This window comes from Mangrovihabitans endophyticus (genome assembly GCF_014646155.1).
In the GTDB taxonomy this organism is placed as follows: domain Bacteria; phylum Actinomycetota; class Actinomycetes; order Mycobacteriales; family Micromonosporaceae; genus Actinoplanes; species Actinoplanes endophyticus.
This window is the reverse complement of the sequence record NZ_BMMX01000009.1, coordinates 125,075-145,356: the sequence shown is the minus strand read 5'-3', so window position 1 is coordinate 145,356 and position 20,282 is coordinate 125,075. Positions and strand designations below refer to the sequence as shown.

Annotated in this window: 14 protein-coding genes; 10 read left to right on the top strand and 4 right to left on the bottom strand. The window is 74.5% G+C overall.

Annotated elements, in window-relative coordinates; genetic code table 11:
- Positions 1-21: 21 nt before the first annotated feature.
- Positions 22-1,083: a serine/threonine-protein kinase gene (locus IEY73_RS13395; RefSeq protein ID WP_189079508.1), complete on the bottom strand. Its 1,062-nt coding sequence runs from the start codon at positions 1,081-1,083 to the stop codon at positions 22-24.
- Positions 1,084-2,039: 956 nt separating this feature from the next.
- Between IEY73_RS13395 and IEY73_RS13390 the strand changes: the two genes are divergently transcribed.
- The 6 genes from IEY73_RS13390 to IEY73_RS13365 all read left to right on the top strand — a co-directional run bounded on the left by IEY73_RS13390 (position 2,040) and on the right by IEY73_RS13365 (position 10,033).
- Positions 2,040-2,990, top strand: a complete 951-nt coding sequence (locus IEY73_RS13390) for a glycosyltransferase family 2 protein (RefSeq protein WP_229715805.1) — start codon at positions 2,040-2,042, stop codon at positions 2,988-2,990.
- Between the two features lie 47 nt (positions 2,991-3,037).
- Positions 3,038-4,015, top strand: a complete 978-nt coding sequence (locus IEY73_RS13385; protein ID WP_189079506.1) for a glycosyltransferase family 2 protein — start codon at positions 3,038-3,040, stop codon at positions 4,013-4,015.
- A complete protein-coding gene (locus IEY73_RS13380) occupies positions 4,012-5,379 on the top strand; it encodes a glycosyltransferase family 2 protein (RefSeq protein ID WP_229715804.1) in 1,368 nt (455 codons plus the stop codon). Before IEY73_RS13385 ends, IEY73_RS13380 begins: the two co-directional genes overlap by 4 nt.
- Before the next feature lie 174 nt (positions 5,380-5,553).
- Positions 5,554-8,070: a putative glycosyltransferase family protein gene (locus IEY73_RS13375; RefSeq protein ID WP_189079505.1), complete on the top strand. Its 2,517-nt coding sequence runs from the start codon at positions 5,554-5,556 to the stop codon at positions 8,068-8,070.
- A complete protein-coding gene (locus tag IEY73_RS13370; protein ID WP_189079504.1) occupies positions 8,067-8,993 on the top strand; it encodes a hypothetical protein in 927 nt (308 codons plus the stop codon). The genes IEY73_RS13375 and IEY73_RS13370 overlap by 4 nt, the downstream gene beginning before the upstream one ends.
- A gap of 167 nt (positions 8,994-9,160) precedes the next feature.
- Positions 9,161-10,033, top strand: a complete 873-nt coding sequence (locus IEY73_RS13365) for a bifunctional 5,10-methylenetetrahydrofolate dehydrogenase/5,10-methenyltetrahydrofolate cyclohydrolase (protein ID WP_189079503.1) — start codon at positions 9,161-9,163, stop codon at positions 10,031-10,033.
- A gap of 442 nt (positions 10,034-10,475) precedes the next feature.
- On the opposite strand, the gene IEY73_RS13360 is transcribed toward IEY73_RS13365, so the two are convergent.
- Genes IEY73_RS13360 through IEY73_RS13350 form a run of 3 tightly spaced genes read right to left on the bottom strand, consistent with a single transcriptional unit; the run spans position 10,476 to position 13,623 of the window.
- On the bottom strand, positions 10,476-11,747 hold the full coding sequence (locus IEY73_RS13360; protein WP_189079502.1) for a serine/threonine-protein kinase: 1,272 nt from the start codon (positions 11,745-11,747) through the stop codon (positions 10,476-10,478).
- On the bottom strand, positions 11,744-12,802 hold the full coding sequence (locus IEY73_RS13355; protein WP_189079501.1) for a glycoside hydrolase family 26 protein: 1,059 nt from the start codon (positions 12,800-12,802) through the stop codon (positions 11,744-11,746). The genes IEY73_RS13360 and IEY73_RS13355 overlap by 4 nt, the downstream gene beginning before the upstream one ends.
- Positions 12,799-13,623 carry a polysaccharide deacetylase family protein gene (locus IEY73_RS13350; protein WP_189079500.1) on the bottom strand — a complete coding sequence of 275 codons (825 nt, stop codon included), beginning with the start codon at positions 13,621-13,623 and terminating at the stop codon, positions 12,799-12,801. Before IEY73_RS13350 ends, IEY73_RS13355 begins: the two co-directional genes overlap by 4 nt.
- A gap of 382 nt (positions 13,624-14,005) precedes the next feature.
- Here IEY73_RS13350 and IEY73_RS13345 point away from each other — a divergent pair, with 382 nt between their 5' ends.
- From IEY73_RS13345 to IEY73_RS13330, 4 genes are all read left to right on the top strand, one after another.
- Positions 14,006-14,671, top strand: coding sequence for a hypothetical protein (locus IEY73_RS13345; RefSeq protein ID WP_189079499.1), 666 nt, complete (start codon positions 14,006-14,008; stop codon positions 14,669-14,671).
- A 47-nt stretch (positions 14,672-14,718) separates the two neighbouring features.
- Positions 14,719-15,378 carry a nucleoside/nucleotide kinase family protein gene (locus IEY73_RS13340; RefSeq protein ID WP_189079498.1) on the top strand — a complete coding sequence of 220 codons (660 nt, stop codon included), beginning with the start codon at positions 14,719-14,721 and terminating at the stop codon, positions 15,376-15,378.
- Between the two features lie 127 nt (positions 15,379-15,505).
- Positions 15,506-16,645: a metallophosphoesterase gene (locus IEY73_RS13335; protein ID WP_189079546.1), complete on the top strand. Its 1,140-nt coding sequence runs from the start codon at positions 15,506-15,508 to the stop codon at positions 16,643-16,645.
- A 94-nt stretch (positions 16,646-16,739) separates the two neighbouring features.
- Entirely contained in the window at positions 16,740-20,225 is a 3,486-nt protein-coding gene (locus IEY73_RS13330; RefSeq protein ID WP_189079497.1) for an ATP-binding cassette domain-containing protein, read from the top strand.
- The last annotated feature ends 57 nt before the right edge of the window (positions 20,226-20,282 follow it).

Genomic DNA, 20,282 nt, shown 5'->3' with positions numbered 1-20,282 from the left:
CGGGCGACGCTGGGCGGGCGATCACCCCGCCCGGTGCCGGCCGACCCGCTCCGCCGAACTGCGCTCGTCTGCGCCCAGGTCCGCCGGGCCATGGCCGGTTGCGCCCGGCTCCCTGCCCGACGCGCCGGGCGACACCGGCTCCGGAGCGCCGCCGGCCGGCAGCGCGGCGTCGGTGGGCGCCTCGGCGGCGCGCTGGTCCCACGTCGACCGGGTCTGCGGGCGGGCGGCGGCCAGCGTCGGGTTCACCAGCGGCACGTACACGCGGGCGTCCACCGACTCGGCCAGCAGCAGCGCCGCCACCAGCGCGGTCGGGCGTTCCAGCGGATCCCGGTCGAGGCATCGCGAGCACAGGTCGATGACCTCGGGCGCCAGCCCCTCGATGGGCGGCAGCGGATCCGGGTCGGCGTACCGCTGGGCCTCCACCAGGCCGGTCTGAGTGTCCGCATGCCAGGGCAGCCGCCCGGTCAGGCAGTGGTAGAGCAGCACGCCGAGGGCGAACATGTCCGTCGCCGGGGTGGCCGGCAGGCCTTCGAACCGTTCCGGGGCGACGTAGGCCGGGGTGCCCATCACCGGCCCTTCCGGATCCGGGTCGGGCGTGCCGACGGCGGCCGCGATGCCGAAGTCGAGCACCTTCGCGCCGGCCGGGGTGAGCATGATGTTCGCGGGTTTGATGTCGCGGTGCACCACATGTTCGGCGTGCGCGGCGGCCAGCGCCGCAGCCACCTCGGCGCAGATGCGCACGCCGATCTGCCAGTCCAGCGCGCCGCCGTTCAGGTGGTCGTTGAGGGTGTGCCCGTCGACCAGCTCCATCACGATGTACGGAACGTCGCGGCCGGGTGATTGCGCGGTGCCGAAGTCGTGCACGCTCGCCACGTTCGGGTGGGCCAGACGGGCGGCCGAGCGGGCTTCGGTGCGCACCAGCTCAGTGCCGGTCATCCCTTCCAGCGCGCTCTCCACGGCCGGCGACATGATCTTGACGGCTACCGCGCGGTCCAGCACCTCGTCATGGCCCTGCCACACCTCTGACATGCCACCGACACCGATGCGATGCACGAGCCGGTAGCGCCCGCCCAGCGTCCGCATCGCCCCTCCTCGCGCGCCGCCCGCGCTCCGGTCTTCCCCCCGCGCGCGGGCTGTACCCCTGGCAACGTCCGGTTACCCGGGCCATGGACAGCACAAACGCCCCGATCGAGTGATCGAGGCGTGTTGGGGCCGACATGGCGGAGCCGGCCCTTGTGGGGCGGGCCCCGCCACGCGACCGTGTGGCGCTCGTGCGCGCCAGCGGCCAAAACCCTAGATCAACGCCCGGGTGCCGGCCGGCGGCAGGGCGGCAGCGGGTGACCCGGCTCTCAAGCTCGCCGCCACCAGCGCCGGCGGCGGTACCGGGGACAACGATGCGGTCCGCACGTCGTGCAGTCGGTGCCGCGACGCAGATGCTCGTGCGCGGCGAGCCGATGGCCACAAACACAGAGCGCTTGATCCGTGGTCATCGAATCACTCTCAGTAGTGTCAGATCCACAGCACGCTGCCGGGCCGGCGCTTCGATCATGACGACAATCTATCCATCGACCGCCGACGCGGCGACGCGGCGCGCGGAGCAACCAATTCGCTACCATGTAAACACGCAGAGTAGCGATGCCCGAAGTGATCTAATTCACCCAGCGCTATCGGACATTCTGGTCTTGCGGTTGATCATGCCCGTCTCCGGCGTGATGCGAGGTTCCTTTCCCGCACGACGGTGATGGGCCGTCCCGGACGGAGATGTCCATTACGTGCAGTGACGAAAGACGCCATACGTTTACCCCTGTTGCACGAGGGAACCGCCCCTGCTCATACGGTTGGCCAGCAGAAACCACATAGTCTCCTTCACCGAGTCCTTTCGGTCAGTTGACGCTGAGTAGCGGCTTGCTAGATTTGGTCGGACCCGGACGACGCGGTTCTCGGCCCCCGGAGACCGCCATCTCTCCCGCATCGCCCGCCCCCCGGAAGGGAACGATATGGAGCCCTCGGCTTCCTCTAGCACCACTCCCAGTGACGGCGTGAAATCACCTACCGTAAGTGTCGTCATTCCGACGCTGAACGAGGAGCGGAACCTTCCGCACGTTCTCGCCAAGCTGCCGCCGATGGTCACCGAGGTGATCGTGGTGGACGGCGGGTCGATCGACCGGACCGTGGCCGTGGCTCGCGAGCACCGCAGCGACGTGACCGTCGTGCACCAGACCCGTACCGGCAAGGGCAACGCTCTGGCCTGCGGTTTCGCCGCATGCAGCGGCGACATCATCGTGATGATCGACGCCGACGGCTCCACCGACCCGGCGGAGATTCCGGCGTTCGTCGCCGAACTGGTCGGCGGCGCCGACTTCGTCAAGGGATCACGGTTCGGCCGGGGCGGGCACAGCCACGACATCACCCGGCTGCGCAAGGTCGGCAACGACGGGCTCAACCTGGTGGTGAACACCCTGTTCGGAACCCGGTTCACCGACCTCTGCTACGGCTACAACGCGTTCTGGGCCCGCGTCGTGCCGGCGCTGGACCTGCCGGCCATCACGCTGCCCCGCCCGGTGGACGGCAGCAAGCTCTGGGGCGACGGCTTCGAGATCGAGACGATGATCAACATCCGGGCCGCCGCCGACGGCTTGCGGGTCGGCGAGGTGGGCAGCGTGGAGCACGCCCGCCTGCACGGGCAGAGCAACCTCAACACGTTCCGCGACGGCTTCCGCGTGCTGCGCACCATCTTCAGCGAGTACGGCCGGATGCGCCGGCGCGAGCGGATCGCCCGCCGCGGCGGCGCGGTCCTGGTGCACCAGCGGACCCCGGCCGGCGTGGCCACTGCCCCGGTCACCCGGATGGTCCGCCCGCCGGCCCCGTCCGGCCCCGAGCTGCCCCGCCAGCGCACGCCGCACGCCGGCCCCGGCGCGCCTGCCCCGGCCGGCGCGCACCGCAGTGGTGACGTCGCCCGGCTGCGGGCACGCACCGCGATCGACGACTGACTCCCGCCCGAGCCCCCGCCCGAGTCCCCTCGTCTCAGGAGCCCCTCGTGGACCAGCACGACACCGCACCGCACGGCGCCGCCGTCAGCATCGTCATCCCCACCCACGCCGAGCAGCGCTGGCCGCAGCTCGTCCGGACCGTCGCCTCGGCGCGGTCCCAGCAGCACACGCCCGCCGAGATCGTGGTCGTGGTGGACCACAACCCGGCCATGTTCCGCCGGGTGCGGCGGGACCTGCCCGGCGTCACGGTGCTGGAGAACCGGTACGAGAAGGGCGTCTCCGGCAACCGCAACACCGGCGCCTTCCACACCACCACGGAGCTGATCGCCTTCCTGGACGACGACGTGGTGGCCGGGCCGCAGTGGCTGGGCGCGCTGGTGGCACCGTTCGCCGACCCGGGCGTGGTGGGCGCCGGCGGCGCGATCGACCCGGCCTGGGAGGACGCGCGCCCGGCATGGATGCCCGACGAGTTCCTCTGGGCGGTCGGCGGCTCCTACGCCGGCATGCCCACCACCGTCGCCCCGATCCGCAACGTCTGGTCGGCGAGCATGGTGGTGCGCCGCGAGACGTTCCTCGCGGTCGGCGGCTTCCGCACCGGCTTCGGCAAGCTGGGCGCCCAGAACCGCCCCGAGGACACCGAGCTGTGCCTGCGGATGAGCGACGCAGGCGGCGGCCGGTGGATGTACGTCCCGGACGCCGTCATCCGGCACGAAGTGCCGCGCTCCCACTCGACATTCGGGTTCTTCCTGCGCCGGTGCTATGCCGAGGGCCGCGGCAAGGTCCAGATGGCCGGGCTGAAGAGCAGCACCGACAACCTCAGCGCGGAGCGCAGCTACCTGCGGTCGCTGCCGCGCGCGGTCGGACGCAACCTGTCCGACGCCGTACGCGGGCAGGGCTGGCGGCATGCCCTGCGCGCCGGCAGCGTGGTGGCCGGCGTCACCGCAGCCGGGCTGGGCGGCGCGGTGGAGACCGTCGCCGCGCGGCGCGCCACGCGGATGCCTGCGGTGCCGGAGGTGGCCCGATGACCGCCGGCGTCGACCCCCGCGCGGCGCGGCCCGGGCACCGGATGCTGACCGCGCCGCCGGTCACCCCCACCGGGGAGATCCTGCCCGCCGTCGTGCTGGACGTGGACCTGTCCGACCCGCTGCCCACCGTCGCCGCGGTGGCCGCCGACGGGCGCCGGGTGGCGCGCGCCTGGATCCTGGTGCGGTTGTTCACCGAGCCGCTCGGCACCGTGCTCGTGGACGTGCCGGACACCGGGCTGCGCCCCGCCGAACTGGCCGTGGCGGTCCAGGCCGGGCTGAGCGAGCCACTCGCCCCGAAACTGGCCGGCCTGGGACTGGACCGGCTGCCCGTGGACGGGATCACCCCGGCCTGCGAGCCGGCCTTCCTGGCCCGGCGGCGCGAGGTGCTCGCCGACGCACCGCACATCACCGTGGTGGTCTGCACCCGGGAACGCCCGCAGGAGCTGACCCGGTGCCTGGACAGCCTGCTCGACCAGGCGTACCCGGACTTCCGGGTGCTGGTCGTGGACAACGCGCCGGTCACCGGCGCCACCGCCGCCGCGGTGGCTGCGGCAGCCCGCCGTGGTCCGGTCGACTACCTGCGGGAACCCACGCCCGGACTGTCGTTCGCCCGCAACGCCGCCGTCGCCGCCGCGCCGGGCGAGATCCTGGCCTGGATCGACGACGACGAGTACGCCGACCCGAACTGGCTGGCCGAGGTCGCCCGGGCGCTGGCCGACCACCCGGACGCCGACGTGGTCTCCGGCGTGATCGTGCCGGCCGAGCTGGAGAGCACCGCGCAACTGTGGTTCGAACAGTTCGGCGGGCACAGCAAGGGCCGCGGCTTCACCCCGGACGTGTTCTCCCCGGCGACCGCGCACCGGCAGAGCCCGCTCTACCCGCTGCCGCCGTTCGGCACCGGCGCCAACATGACCTTCCGCCCCGGCGTGATCGAACGCATCGGCGGCTGGGACACCGCGCTGGGCGCCGGCACCCCGGCCATGGGCTCGGAGGACACCCTGGCCTTCACCCAGGTGCTGCTCGGCGGCGGCACCATCGTCTACCAGCCCAGCGCGGTCACCCACCACTACCACCGGCGCGACCTTTCCGGTCTGCGCAAGCAGATGGTCGGGTACGGCACCGGGCTCACCGCCGCCTACACCGGCCTGTTGCTGCGCCGCCCGGCGCTGCTGTGGCCGCTGCTGCGGCTCGCGCCCACGGCGCTGCGGGACCTCACCGGCTCGGACAGCCCGCGGGTGGCCACGCTGCGCGAGGACTTCCCGCGCGAGCTGCTGGGCGCCAACCGGCGGGGCATGCTGCGCGGACCGCTGGCGTACCTGCGCGGACGCCGCGCGGCCCGGACCGTCCGGCGGGGGCGCCGCTGACGTGGACTCTGCGCGGTTCACCGGAATCCCGGCCCGGCATTGGGCATCCTCGGTGACGACGGGGTGTCCGCACCGGGCGGGCCGCCGCCCGGACCGGCCCGCCACCGCACGCCCACGCACGACGCCCGGAACCGGCCGCCACCCGGCCACCGGCCCACGGGGACATGGAAGCTGATGGACAAGGACAAGACGCCCGACGCCGCGCGAGCGGCCGACACGCCCGTCCGCCCGGCCACGCCGCACGGACCGGGGCCGCGCGAGCGGATGTCGTCGATCCAGCAGATCGAATCGCCGGATGACGCCACGCACCCGCGGCGGCCCGGCTCCGCACGGCCGCGGGTGCGGACCGGCGTGCAGGTGCGAGCGCCGTGGCCGCCCCGGCGTGATCCGGAGGCCACCGCGGTGATCCGGCCGGGCGACCCGGAAGCCACCGCGGTGATCCGACCCGGCGACCCGGAAGCCACCGCCGTCATCCGACCCGGCGACCCCGAAGCCACCGCGGTGATCCGACCCGGCGACCCCGAAGCCACCGCCGTCATCCGGCCCGGCGACCCGGAAGCCACCGCCGTCATCCGACCCGGCGACCCCGAAGCCACCGCCGTCATCCGACCCGGCGACCCCGAAGCCACCGCCGTCATCGCAACACCGGCCCGCGACGCGGACGCGGTGCCGGCCGCCAGCCGGGCGCCGGTGGTGCCGGGCCGCCCCGGCACCGGGCTGCCCAGCCGGGTGGCCGCGCCGCAACGCGCCGATGGTCGCGACGCCGAACTCCCCGGCGCCGGGGCGTCACGCGCGGACGCCGGCCCGTCCCACGGCCAGGAACGACGGCGGATCCCGCGCTGGGAACGCCGCCGGGTGCCGCGCGGCGGCCCGTGGGATCTGGGCCACGCCCCATTCGTGCTGCTCGTGTCCAGCCTCGGGGTGCTGATGGTGGCGTGGGCCTACGCCGGCGGCCGGGACAGCGCGGCGGGCGCCCCCGTCGCGTACTGGATCGGTCAGATCGTCGTCTTCACCCCTGTCGTGCTGCGCCTGCTCAGCCGGCGCATGGCCGGCGTGGCCGAATCGTTCCTGCTGGTGATGGGGCTGGCCATCAACCAGTACCTGCTGAAGTGGATGTACTCCCCGGACCAGTTCCGGTTCCCGGACGAGTTGCAGCACTGGCTGGCCACCACCATCGTGCTGGAGACCGGGAAGCTGTTCCAGCCCAACCCGGCGTTGCCACCGGCCGTCCACTTCCCCGGCCTGGCCGAGATGGGCGCGGCGATCGCCTCGATGACCGGTCTGCCGGTGAGCGTGGCGGGCATCATGGTCGCCGGGGTGGCGCACCTGGTGTTCGTCGGCGTGCTGTTCGCGTTGGTGCTGCGGACCAGCAACTCGCCGGCGGTGGCCGGCGTCACCTGCGCCATCTACGCCACCGCCCTGCACTACCTGTTCTTCAGCTCGATGTTCCTGTACCAGACCGCGGCGCTGCCGTTCTTCATGCTGGCCATCTGGGCGAACCGGCGCTGGCGCGAGGGCAACGGCCGGGTGTTCGCCGCGATCACGGTGCTGTCCATCGGGCTGACCACGGTGTGCCACCACGTCACCGCGTTCGCGCTCGTCGCGACCCTGCTGCTGGTGAGCGTGGCGGAGGTGGCCACGCACCGGCCCCGGCGCTGGTCGGCGCTGATCATGCCGACCGTGGCGCTGGCCGTGGTGAGCGCGTGGATCCTGCTGGTCGCGCGAGACGTGATCGGATATCTGGAGGCGCCCGCCGAGCAGGTGGTCGAGACCGTGCGGATGTTGCTGACCAACGAGGTCAGCGCCGGGTCGGTGTCCGCGCCGGTGTCGGTTGGCCAGCTCGTGTTGCAGGGCTCCGGCCTGATCGGGCTGTTCGTGCTCTACCTGGCGGTCGCGCGGGACATGGTGACGCGCCGGGACTCCGACGACTGGCGGTGGGCGGCGCTGGCCGGCGGCGCGATCTTCTTCGCCGGCAACGGGGTGCGGTTCCTGGGGCAGAACGGGCCGGAGATCGCCGGGCGGCTGTCCACCTTCACGTACGTGCCGATCTCCATCATCGCCGCGATCGCCCTGGTCCGGGCGGTGCAGATCCTGCCGGCGCGGGACGCCGAGGGCCGCCGCTGGTGGGTTCAGCCGGCCCTGTATGTGGCCCCGCCCACCGGCCGCAACCTGGTGCTGCGGGTGCTGGCCGGGTCCGCCCTGGTCACCATCCTGATGATCGGCGCGCGGGCGGGCGGCTGGCCGCCGCTGGGTTCGCTGCTGCCCGGCCCGTACCTGGCCGGCGGCTTCGAACGGTCGGTGGACGCGTACGGCGTGGACGCCGCGAACTGGGAACGCACCACGCTCGGCCCGGGCCACCGGGTCGGCGGGGACGTGACGTCGGTGTCGCTGGCCTCCACGTACGGGCGGCAGGATCCGGTCCGCGAGGTGGGCTCGCTGTACTACGCCGACCAGTGGACGCTGGACGACGAGCAGAAGGTCGCCGACCTGGGCCTGGACTATCTGGTGGTGGACCGGCGGCTGAGCACCCAACTGCCGGTCAGCGAGGCGTACTTCGAGAACGACCCGCGGGCCGGCCGGATCACCCAGCCGCTGACCGCCGCGCAGATCGGCAAGTTCGACGCGCTGTCCGGGGTGGACCGGTTGTACGACAACGGCACGGTGCGCATCTACCGGATGGGGAACGCATGAGCCGTCCGATGAACTGGCTGGCCGCGCGGCTGCTCGCGGTGGTCACCGTGCTGGCCGCGGTCGCGGTGCTGGCCGCGCCGCAGCCGCTCGCGGTGGCCGGCGCGCTGCTGCTCGGCTTCGCGCTGCCCGGCCTGGCGCTGACCGAGGTGCTGTTCCGCCGGCAGACCATGACCGCGGTGGAGCGGACCGTGCTGGCGCCCGCGCTCAGCCTGGGCGTGCTGGTGATCAGCGGCCTCGTCGGCAACGCCGCCGGGATGCCCCTGGACCGCGCGTGGTGGGCGGTGTCGGCGGCGGCGGTGACGCTCGCCGCGCTGATCGTCTGGACCGCGGTGGTGCGACCGGTGCGGCTGCGCCGCCGCCCGGCGGCCGGGACGGCCGAGGCGGAGACGGTGCAGATTCCGGTGGTGCGCGAGGCGCCGTCGCCGCAGGAGGCGCAGCGCCGGGCCGACCAGCAGGCCGAGCTGGCGCGGCGGCGGCTGGCCGAGAAGCAGCTCGCCTTGGCGCAGCAGCGCGTGCGCCAGGCCCAGGCACGTGAACAGCGCCGCCGCGTGGTCCGGGAGTTCCTGCCGTTGCTGCTGGTGCTGGCGGTGCTGGGCGGCGCCGGATGGGTGTCGCTGCGCAGCGCCCACGAGAGCTACCACGTCACGGTCACCACCCTGTCGGCGGCGCCGCCGGGCGCGCCGAACGGCGACGGGAACCGTACGCTGCGCCTCACCGCGGACGGGCTGCTGGCCGCCGACGGCCCCTACACCCTGGTGGTGACCGGTGCCGACGGCGCGCGGGTGGATCGGCGCACGGTTCCCGCGGGCGACGGCTCGTGGACCGGGTCCCTGGTGGTGCCCGCAGACCAGCGGCTCACGGTCACCCTGTACCGGTCGGGAGACACCACGGCGTACCGGACGCTGTTCGTCGCGGCCTCCTGACCCGGTCTCCTGACCCGGTCTCCTGACCCGGCCGCCTGACCCCGGCCCCGGTGCCGCCGGTAAGCTGGCGGGCCTCACGCGACTGGCGGCGACGAGGATGGCGTGCACCATCGGGGAGCGGTCGTGGGGGCCGTCCGCCTGGGTGCCCACGTGAAGGGGCGTGGCACATGACTGCGAGAGTCCTGGCGGGCAAGCCGGTGGCCGAGGCCGTGCTGGCCGACGTGGCGCGGCGGGCCGCGGCGCTGCGCGAGCGCGGCGTCGAGCCCGCGCTGGCCACCATCCTGGTCGGCGACGACGACGCCAGCGCCGGCTACATCCGGATCAAACAGAAGCAGGCCGCCGAGCTGGGCTTCGTGTCGCCGCACGCGCACCTGGGCGCGGACGCGACACAGCAGGACCTGCACCGGGCGATCGCCGCTTTCAACGACGACCCGGCCGTGCACGGGCTGCTGATCCAGTACCCGGTTCCGGGTCACCTGGACTACGACGCGGCGCTGATGACGGTCGACCCGGACGCCGACGTGGACGGCATGCATCCGCTGAACCTGGGACGGCTGTCGGTGGGCCTGCCCGGTCCGCTGCCCTGCACCCCGGCCGGCATCGAGGCGCTGCTCGCCCACTACGAGATCCCGGTGGCCGGGCACGAGGTGGTCATCCTGGGCCGCGGCGCCACGATCGGCCGGCCGCTGGCGATGATGCTGGCGCAGAAGCGGCCGACGGCGAACGCGGCGGTGACCGTGGTGCACACCGGCGTGCCCGACTGGGACCGCTACACCCGGCGGGCCGACATCCTGGTGGCCGCGGCGGGCGTACCGGGCATCATCCGGCCGGACCACGTCAAACCGGGCGCGACGGTGATCGGGGCCGGGGTGCGGTACGAGGGACGCCGACTGCTGCCGGACGTGGACGAGTCGGTGGCCGAGGTGGCCGGGGCGATCACGCCGCGGGTCGGCGGCGTGGGCCCGACGACGGTGGCGATGCTGTTCCGCAACGCAGTGGCGGCGGCGGAACGCGCCACGGACGTCACCAACCCCGCCTGACCCGACCGCCCCCACGCACTCCGCCCGTAGCCCGCACCCAGCCCGCACCCCGCCCGTAGCCCGCACCCCGCCCGTAGGCCGCACGTAGCCCGCACCCCGCCCGTAGGCCGCACGTAGCCCGCACCCCGCCCGTAGCCCGCACCCGCCCCGCCGTCCATCGCCCACCCCGCAGCGCCGATCTTGGCAATAGCGGGCCGGATTCGTCCTGTCTCATGCGACTTGTCGGACCGCAGACCTCATGATCGACGCGGCGGGGCGGGCCAGGACCGTCGATCTTGACCTTTGTGTGCCCCTTTCGGCGTGATATGGCCGGCTTGTCGGACCACTAAGTTCAAGATCGACGGCGACACGCCGCGGCACGCGGCGGGCGACCCGCGGCACGCGGCGGGCGACGCGCGGCGCGGCGCGGGGGTCGCGCACCCCGGGGCGGGGCGGACGGATGTCACGACTGGGGGTTGACGTGGGCCAGCAGGTCCGGCGCGTGGTGCACCAGGGCGTCGGTCGCCGCCGCCATCGCCGCCGGGTCGAAGACGTTCTCGTGGAAGGTGGTGGTCGCGTGCAGCACGTCGCCGAACTCCTCCACCGCCACCGTGACGCCCTGCGGCCCGGCGGTGCTCACCACGTTGATCAGCCGCCGTTGCGGGTGCCCGGCCAGCCAGGGCAGGTTCGCGTAGCGGTCGGCCCGGCCCACATAGGTGAGGGTGAGATGCGGGCCCGGCTCGCGCGGCACGGTGTCCGGCGGGCGCGGCGCCCCGGTCAGCGCCAGGCGCGCGTTGTGCAGGGCCAGCGCGGTCAGCGACCGGCCGGACCGGAGGGACTCGCTCATCGCCTCGTGCACGGCACACGGGTCCGACGGGTCGGGCGGGGCCACGTACTGGCCGGACACGAAGTTGCCGTTCACCGACACGCCGTCGGGCAGGTACCGGCGCGAATCGACCAGCACCATCACGCCGGGCCGGTCGCCGGGCCCGACGTGGGCGCGGAAGGCGACGGTGACCGCCGCGGACAGCACCGCGCCGATCGAGGCGGCCGGGGCGTGCCGGTCCCGCCAGGCGCGCAGCCGGGACGCGGCGCCGGGCTGCGAGCGCGCCCAGTGGTGCGCGATCGCCGGGCGCCAGGGCAGTTCGTCCCCGGTGGCCGGCGGGGACGGGGGCCGGTCCAGGCCCGCGGCGGCGCGCAGCCGGCCCGGACGCCGGCCCAGGTGATGCCCGAGCGCGCGCAGCAGCGGCAGCCGCGTGGCCGACGGGTACGGGTAGCGGGCCGGTTCACCGGCGGCGGCCGCGGACAGCACTCCCAGCATCAGCGGGGCGGGGAACCGTCCGTCGCCCAGCGCGTGGTTGAAGCGCAGCCCGGCGTACGCGCCGCCGACCCCGAACAGCAGCGGCCGCTGGCCCAGCGGCTCGGCTCTCAGGCGGGCCAGCGTGGTGTCCGCGTCCGCGTCCGGGCCGGCGTCGATCACCAGGTTCCGCACCCAGGCCGGGGCGTCGGCCGCGGGCACCGGACGCCATCGACCGCCGGCCAGGTCGAGACGGCTGACCACCCGGGCGCCCGGCCGGTCCGCGTGCAGCCCGGCGAGCGCCGCCCGCACCGCGTCGGCGTCCGGCGTGCGCAGCGGCCCGATGATCCGGGTCACCTCGACCGCGGCGAAGAACCGGTCGCGGGCGCTGATCCGGGCGCCCCGCATCCGGTCCGGCCACATCCGGCCCGCCCTCATCCGGCGAACCTCGGATCGTCGGCCATCGCCCGGTACGCGGCCAGCGAGGCCTCGTCGGAGTCGATGCGCCACTTCTCCGGATAGCTGTAGTGAGTGTCGGTGTCGAACCAGGTGATGCCACCGACCTGCGGCGTGGCCCGCACCCACTGCGCGAACAGGGTGATCCAGTCCGCCTTGGTGCGCCCGCCGCGGTCCACCGCGCCGACCTCGGTGATGATCACCGGCTTGTCCGGCCCGTACGCCGCACAGAAGTCGTCGAACAGCCTGGCGGGCGTCTCGTGGTGCAGGTTGTAACCGGACACGCCGACCCAGTCCACGTACGCGTCCCCGGGGTAGTAGTGCGCCATCCGGTTCCACTCCTCGTCCGGGCTGTCGTTCCAGTTGGGGCTCCACACCCAGGCCACGTTGTCGGCGCCCTCGTCGGCGAAGATCCGGTGCAGGCGCCGCCACGAGCGGACGAACCCCTCCGCGTTCTCGCCGTTCTTGGCGCCGCCCCACGGGTACCAGCCGCCGTTCATCTCCCAGCCCCAGCGCAGCATCACCGGGCGGCGCTGTGCGATCAGCCGCCGGGCCGCCCGCGCGATCATCGCGTCGTAGCGGCCGTCGAGGATCTTGTCGTACGCGGTCCCCCGCCAGGAGACCATCGGGACCGCCCCGGACGGGCGGGCGTCGACGGCGCGCGGCAGGTCGTCGGTCCAGTCGTAGAAGACGTGCACGATCCGTTCCGGGCGGCCCAGTTGCCTGCGGCGCAGCGCCTGGCTCTGCGCGTCGGACAACCCTTCCAGGTCGAGATAGGCGCCGAGCATGGCCTTGCCCGGGATGAACGGCACCGGGCCGCCGTCCCCGCGCGGCAGCGGCGCGCTGCTGGGCGACGGCGGCGGCGCGGACCCGGCGGACGCCGACGGCGGCGCCGGGCCGGTGCTCGCCTCGGCCGGCCGGTCGTCGGTGCGCAACCGGTCCAGGCCCAGCTCGGCGGCCGCCAGCCCGGCCAGCGCCGCCAGGCCGAGCATGCCGCGGCGGCTGAGGCGTGCCGAGGCGCGGTGCGACGGGCTCACGTCAGGTTCTTCCCCGCCCGGCGGGCGATCCGGCGGACGACGCGCCAGCCGGGCTGCGCGAGCCGCTTGACGCGCGGCACCAGTGCCGGGCCGCCACCGGCCACCAACGCGACCAGGTCGGCACCGGTCATGTCCGGGGTGGGTTGCAGCCGGGGCACCGCGAACCGCCGGTCCGCCGGGGTGTGCCGGCGGCGGCCCACCTCGGTGGCGTGGTCGTGCCCGGTCTGCCGCACCGCGTCCCGGACGTGCCGGTCGTGGTAGCCGTGCGGGTAGGCGAATCCGCGCATCGGTGTCTGCAGGCGCTGCTCCAGCTCGTCGCGGCTGCGCCGGATCTCGGCCCGTAGCTGCGCGTGGGGCAGCACGTCCAGCGGGTGGTGCCGCCAGCCGTGGTTGGCCACCTCGATCCCGGCCGCGCCGACCTCGACCAGCTCCTCCCAGGTCAGCAGGCGTCCGAAGTCCGGCGCCCAGCGGCCCAGCCAGCCGGCGTGCTCGCCCAGATGGCCGGCCGACGCGTACAGGGTGGCGCCGGCGCCCGCCTCGGCCAGCGCCGGGACGCCCGCGGTGAGGAAGTTGCGGTAGCCGTCGTCGAAGGTGACCGCGACCATCCGTTCCGCCCCGGCCTGCGGGCTGCCGGCGTCCAGCAGATCCAGCGCCGCGGCGAGGCCGACCAGGCGGTACCCGGCGCCGGTGAGCGCCGCCAGGTGCTCGGCCAGCCGGGCGGCGGGCACGGCGAGGTCGCGCAGCGGCCCGCCGGCCGCGGACACCGAGTGGTACATGAGCACCGGCAGGGTCTGCCACCCGCGTGGCGCCGTGACGGTCACCGCGGTCGTCCTCCCTCCGCCGGCGTGGTCGCCTGTCGGTCCGGCATGGTTCCTATCGGCCGGTCGCCCGGCGCGCTTGACGGGTTCGCACCGTTTCCTGCCCGGGACGGCTCCGGCCCCGGCGCCCGCCGATCTTGTCCCACCCTAGATCGAGTTCGCCCAGCTCAGTAGCGACTGCCTGGCCCGGAGAGAAGGCTCATACCAACGACCGATGCGTCCCGGGGCGCATCGGACAGGCGACACCGCCGGTTCGCGGACGCGGTGAACCGCGCGGCCCGTCCGGTCCGTACCCTCTGGCGACCGCCGCTCCGCCGACTCCCGGCCGGCGCGCGAGGTGCCGGCCGTCCCGGCGGCGGATTCGCACTTGCTCAGGAGCGTGCCGATGTTCCGACTCGTCCGGCTGGAAGCGCAGCACCCGGAGGCACCGGCCAGCGCGCCACGCATCGTCGTGGACCGCGACGGATACGCCAGTGAGTACGCCGCGCTGGCCCGCTACCGGGCCTTCCCGCTCACCTGGTTCGGGGTGGGACGCTTCGACGAGGCGGGCGGGCTCGCCGAGATCATCATGGACGGGTTGTGCGGCCCGGTGGGCGGCTGCCCGCGGCCCGCCGTGACGGTGCACGCGCGTACGTACCGGCGGCTGTGTGACGTCTGCGCCTTCGGTCTGGAGGCGCTGACGCTGCCGGAGCTGGCCGCCCAGCTCGGCGTGGCCGTGCGGCTGGCGCCGGTGCTGGCCCGGTCCGGTCGCGGCGGTGCCGACACGCCCGCGGTCACGGTGAGCAACCGGATCGCCGGGGAGTTCGCCCTCGGGGTGGCCGACCCGTCGTGGCGGGCGGCGTTGTGCCGGGAGCTGGCGCGCAACCCGATGGCGGTGAACGGCGTGATCATCGGGGCCGGCGCGCTCAGCCACCGGGAGGTGCTGGACCTGTTCCCGGCGCTGCGGGCGCTCGGCGCGCAACTGCCCCGGCGGGTGCGCGGCGATCTGGCCCGGGCCGGTGCCCGGCCGCTGTCCCCGGCCGGGGTCGCCGCCCGCCGGTTGTGGCTCTGACCACCGGGTTCACGCACGCCGGTCGCGCCGCACGGCACAATGATCGGATGAGTGTCACCTTCGCCGACCTGGTCGAGCGCGCCACCCGGCTGGCCGGTGACGGCCGCCGGGCGGTGCTCGGCATCGCCGGCGCCCCGGCCGCCGGCAAGACCACCCTGGCGCAGCAACTCGTCGGCACGCTGTCCGCGACCGGGGTGCCGGTGGCGCACGTGCCGATGGACGGGTTTCACCTGGCCGACGTCGAGCTGGAGCGGCTGGGGCTGCGCGCGCGCAAGGGCGCCCCGGACACGTTCGACGCGCTCGGGTACGCCGCGCTGCTGCGCCGGCTGCGCGAGGACGCCGACGACCTGGTGTACGCGCCGGGCTTCGAACGCGTCCTGGAACAGCCGATCGCCGGGGTGATCCCGGTGCCCCGGTCCGCCCGGCTGATCGTCACCGAGGGCAACTACCTGCTGGTGGACGATCCGCGCTGGGCGGCCGTGCGGTCGCTGCTCGACGAGGCGTGGTACGTCGAGCTGGACGCCGAGGAGCGCCGGCGCCGGCTGGTCGAGCGGCACGTGCGGTTCGGCAAGCCGGAGTCGTCCGCGGTGGAGTGGGCCACCGGCACCGACGAACGCAACGCCGCGGTCATCCTGGCCACCCGCGACCGCGCCGACCTGGTGGTGCCCTCGGGGCTGACCCGTACGCTCGGGACGCCCCCGTCCTGAGCCGCCCGTCCTGGGACGCCCCCGTCCTGAGCCGCCCCGTCCTGGGCCGCACGGGAGGGCGGGGTGGCAAGCTTGCGGTGTGACGGTGGATGAGGCGGCGCGGCCGCGGGTCCGGGTGCGGGCGTGGATGTCCGGGCTGACCGTGGCGGCCGTTCTGGTGCTGCTGTTCGGGGTGCCCTGGTGGACGCTGGTGCGGGGCGGCAACGACTGGCCCGGTCCGGTCGCGGTGGCCGCCACCGTCGTGTTCGCCGCGGCGCTGGCGGGTTTCCCGGTGCTGATGGCCGCCGGGCACGGGCGCCGGCGCAGCGACCCCGCCGCCCGGGTCGCCGACACCCTGCTGGGCGTGGTGTGGGTGCTGTTCACCTGGTCGGTGCTGAGCCTGGCGCTGCGTGCGGTGCTGGCCCTGGCCGGGGTCGCCGATCCGGCCCGCGCGCGGATCGTGTCCGCCGCGGTGCTGGCCGTCTCGGCGGTTCTGCTGGTCACCGGTTACGCGGCGGCCATGCGCGTGCCGCGGGTGCGCACCGTCGACGTGACGCTCCCCCGGCTCGGCGCCGGGCTGGACGGTCTGCGGGTGGTGCTGATCACCGACACGCACTACGGGCCGCTGGACCGGGCCCGGTGGTCGGCCGGCGTGGTCGAGGCGATGAACGAGCTGGACGCCGACGTGGTCGCGCACACCGGCGACATCGCCGACGGCGAGGTGGCGCAGCGCCGGGAGCAGGCCGCGCCGCTGCGCGACGTGCGGGCGCGGCTGGCCAAGGTCTACGTCACCGGCAACCACGAATATTTCAGCGGCGCCCAGCGCTGGGTGGAGCACATGGCGGCGCTGGGCTGGGAGGCCCTGCACAACCGGCACGTGGTGGTGGAACGCGGCGGTTCCCGGCTGGTCGTCGCCGGTGTGGACGACCGCACCGCGGCCGGGTCCGGCGTGCCCGGCCACCACACCGACCACGTCGCCGCGCTGCGCGGCGCCGACCCGGAGCTGCCGGTGCTGCTGCTGGCGCACCAGCCCCAGCAGGTCGACGGCGCGGTGGCGCACGGCGTCGACCTGCAACTGTCCGGGCACACCCACGGCGGGCAGATCTGGCCGTTCCACTACCTGGTGCGGCTGGACCAGCCGGTGCTCGCCGGGCTGAGCCGGCACGGCGCGCGCACGCAGCTCTACACCAGCCGCGGCACCGGATTCTGGGGTCCGCCGTTCCGGGTCTTCGCGCCCAGTGAGATCACGTTGCTGCGCTTGCACGCCGGGGCCGCCAGCGCAGCGTGACGTGGATGGCACCGAACAGCGACGAAATTGGATTGAGCGGACGTGCCGGCGTACGGAGGATGGGGGTACCGCCCCCCTGCCGTGAGGACTTCCGATGCGTCTGTTCCGCGATCTCTGGGTCACGTCCAGACGCCGCACCGGCCTGGCCCTGGCACTCATCGTGCTGGGCGCGGCCGGGCAGGCGGGCGCGCTGGCGCTGGCCGGCGCGGTGCTGGTGCACCGGTCGGCGCCGTTGTTCGCGGTGCTGGCGGCGGCCCTGGTCGCCGCGGTGCTCAGCGACGTCGCGGTCGGGCTGCTCGCCGCCCGGCTGACCGCCGACTGGGCCGCGCACGCCCGCCGCGGGCTCAACCGGGTGGCCTTCGGGCAGGACCTGCCGTCGCTGGAGAACACCCCGGTCGGTGAGCTGCTGGACCGCATCGACAGCGACGTCTACCAGGTGGGCGCCGAGCTGCGCGGCGGAGGGGTGCGGATCGTCCAGTCGCTGGCGGTGGCCACCTGGTCGATCATCACCGCGTTCGCCGTCTGGTGGCCCGCCGGGCTCGGCATGGTGGCGGTGAGCTGGCTGCTCTACGTGACCATGAGCGGGCCGGTGCGGCGCATCTCCCCGGCGCGGATCAGCGAGGAGGAGGCCTGGTCCGACATGGCCGCCGCGATGGAGGAGGCCATCCACGGCCAGGATGACGTGCGGACCAGCCTGGCCGCGCCGTACGTGCGGGCGCTGTTCGCCCGGCGTGCCGCCGAGGTGCTGCGGCGTGGCCGCCGGGTGTGGCGGATGTCGGCGCGGGTGACCATGTCCGCGGGCGCCATCACCCGGGTGCTGATCGCCGCGCTGGTGCTGATCGGCGTCTGGGCGCTGGCCGGCGGGCACATCGACGGGGCGCGGCTGACCGCGGTGTGGCTGCTGGCGCTCGGCTTCGGCGGCACCCTGGAACATGTCACCCGGATGGTGCCGGAGCTGCAGAACGCGCTGGGCGCGTGGTCGCGGGTGCAGTTGCTGCGGAACGTGCCGCAGGAGCCCACCGCGGGGGCGCCGCCGCGGGCCGGCGACATCGTGATCCGCGGTCTCACGTTCCGGTACGGCCAGTCCGACTCCGGCCGCCCGCCCGCCCTGCGGGACCTCGACCTGAGGTTCGAGCGGGGCCGCTCGTACGCGCTGATCGGGCGCACCGGCTCGGGCAAGTCGACGCTGGCGAAGGTGCTGACCCGGTCGGTGGAGGTGCCGCGCGGCACCGTGTTCTTCGCCGGCGCCGACATCAACGACCTGGCCGTGGAGGGCCTGCGCCGGTTCACCTCGATCGTGCCGCAACGCACCGAGATCCTGGCCGGCACGCTGGCCGAGAACATCGCGCTGTTCGACCCCGATCTGCTGCCGCGCGCCGCGTCCGCGGTGGACGAGCTGGGCCTGCGGGGCTGGGTGGCCGCTCTGCCCGAGGGCATCGACACCCGGCTCGGCGAGGGTGGCCACAAGTTGTCCGCGGGCCAGGAACAGCTCGTGGCCTTCGCCCGCATCCTGGTGCGCGACCCGCACGTGGTGATCCTCGACGAGGCCACCGCGCGGATGGATCCGGTCACCGAGGGCTGGGTGCAGCGGGCCACCGATCGCCTGCTGCGCGGGCGCATCGGGGTGATCGTGGCGCACCGCCTGTCGTCGGTGCAGCGCTGCGACGAGGTGATCGTGCTCGGCGACGGGGCGCTGGTGGAGGCCGGGCCGCTGCGCGAGTCCCGGCGTTTCCGCGAGCTGCTGGCCAGCGGTGTCGCACCGGGACGGACCCCGCAGTCCGCGACCGGCGGGGTGCTGCTCGCCGAGCGGGACGTGCGGCTGCCCGAGGAGGCCGGGCCGGCGGGCGCGGTGGTGGGGGCGCGAGCGACGGTGATGGCCGACCCGCCGCCGCTGCCGCCGGCGCCACCCGCCCGCACCATGCGGGAGATCGCGCGGCTGGCCACCAACGACGCGCGGTTCGGCATGGGCGCGGTCGCCCTGTTCGTGGTGCTGGTGCTGCTCGGCCTGGACGGCGCGATCCTGCCGCTGCTGTGGGCCGACGTGGTGGACGGCTCCGGCGAGCCGTGGTATCCGGCGTTCGGCATCGCGGCCGGACTGCTCGTCGCGATCCCGTCGCTGTACTACACCGGCGCCTGGTTCCCGGAGTGGTGGGTGCGCCAGATGCTGCGGATCAGCCTGCGGTTGTTGCACGGCCAGATCGGGCCGCGCCGGATCAGCAAGCACACCCCGGCGGAGGTGGTCGCGCAGGGCGGCGACACCGAGCGGGTGGTGATGCTCGCCGACAACCTGATCGACACCAGCATCAGCATCGTGATGATCGTGACGATGACGTGGACGTCCGGTTCGCCGGTGCCGGCGCTGTTCTTCGTCGGCACGATGGTGGTGTCCGGCCTGGCGGCCACCGTGTTCGGCCCCCGGCTGGAGCGGGCCGCACGCCGCACCGTGGCCGCCCGCGCCGCGTTCGCGACCGCGCTGGTGTCGTCGCTGACCGCGGCGCGGACGGTGAAGCTGGCCGGGGCGACCGAGCCGGTGCTGGCGCACCTGGCGACGCTGGACCGGGTGCGCAGCGACCGGCAGCGCCGGGAGATCGCCATCCAGGTGTGGGCGCGCTCGACCCCCTCGGTGGTCAGCGGCCTGCTGCCGATCGCCGCGTGGGCGATGTACCTGGCCGGGCACCTGTCCGCGGCGGCCACCCTGATCGCGGTGGCCACCCTGGGCGCGGCGCGGTGGTTCGCGTGGACCACGGCGTCGCTGGTGTCGCACTTCCCGTCGGCGCGGGTCTGGACGCGCCGCACGGTCGCGATGACCGGCACGGCGGAGTACTCCGCGCCGGTCGCCGGGGTGGACCTCAGCGCGGGCACCGCGCCGGCACCGCCGACCGCGGCCCGCAAGCCGTTGCACCGGCTGGAGCTGGCCGGGTTCAACGCGGTGCACGAGGACGGCACCGTGGGCGTGCGCGACGTCGACCTGGTGGTGGACCGGGGCAGGCTGGTGCTGGTGACCGGTCCGGTGGGCGCGGGCAAGTCGTCGTTGCTGCGCGCCCTGGCCGGGATCGTGCACCACACCGGGGATCTGTGGTGGAACGGCGACCCGGTGGACCAGCCCGAGCTGTTCCTGCGGCCCAACCAGGTGGGGTATGTCGCGCAGCTCCCGCGGGTGCTGTCCGGCACGGTGTCGGACAACATCGCGCTGGGGCACCCGGTGGACGCCGCCGGTGCGGTGTCCACCGCGCAGCTTGAGCACGATCTGGCCGCCGCGGGCGGTGGCCTGCAACTGCTCATCGGGCACAAGGGCACCCGGCTGTCCGGCGGCCAGCTACAACGGCTGGCGCTGGCCCGGGCGCTGGCGCCGCGCACCGAACTGCTGATCGCCGACGACGTGTCCTCGGCGCTGGACGTCACCACCGAGCTGGAGTTGTGGCGGGCGCTGCGCGATCACGGCGTCACGGTGGTGGGTTCCACCTCCAAGCGCGCCGCGCTGGTGCAGGCCGATCATGTGCTGGTGCTGATCGACGGCCGGGTGGCCGCGCAGGGCGGCTGGGCGGAGTTGGAGAACCGCTGGGGTCACCTGGCCGGCTGAGAAAGTTGCGGGCCACGCATCTATGCGTGGCCCGCAACTTTTGCTTCCGGACGGGCG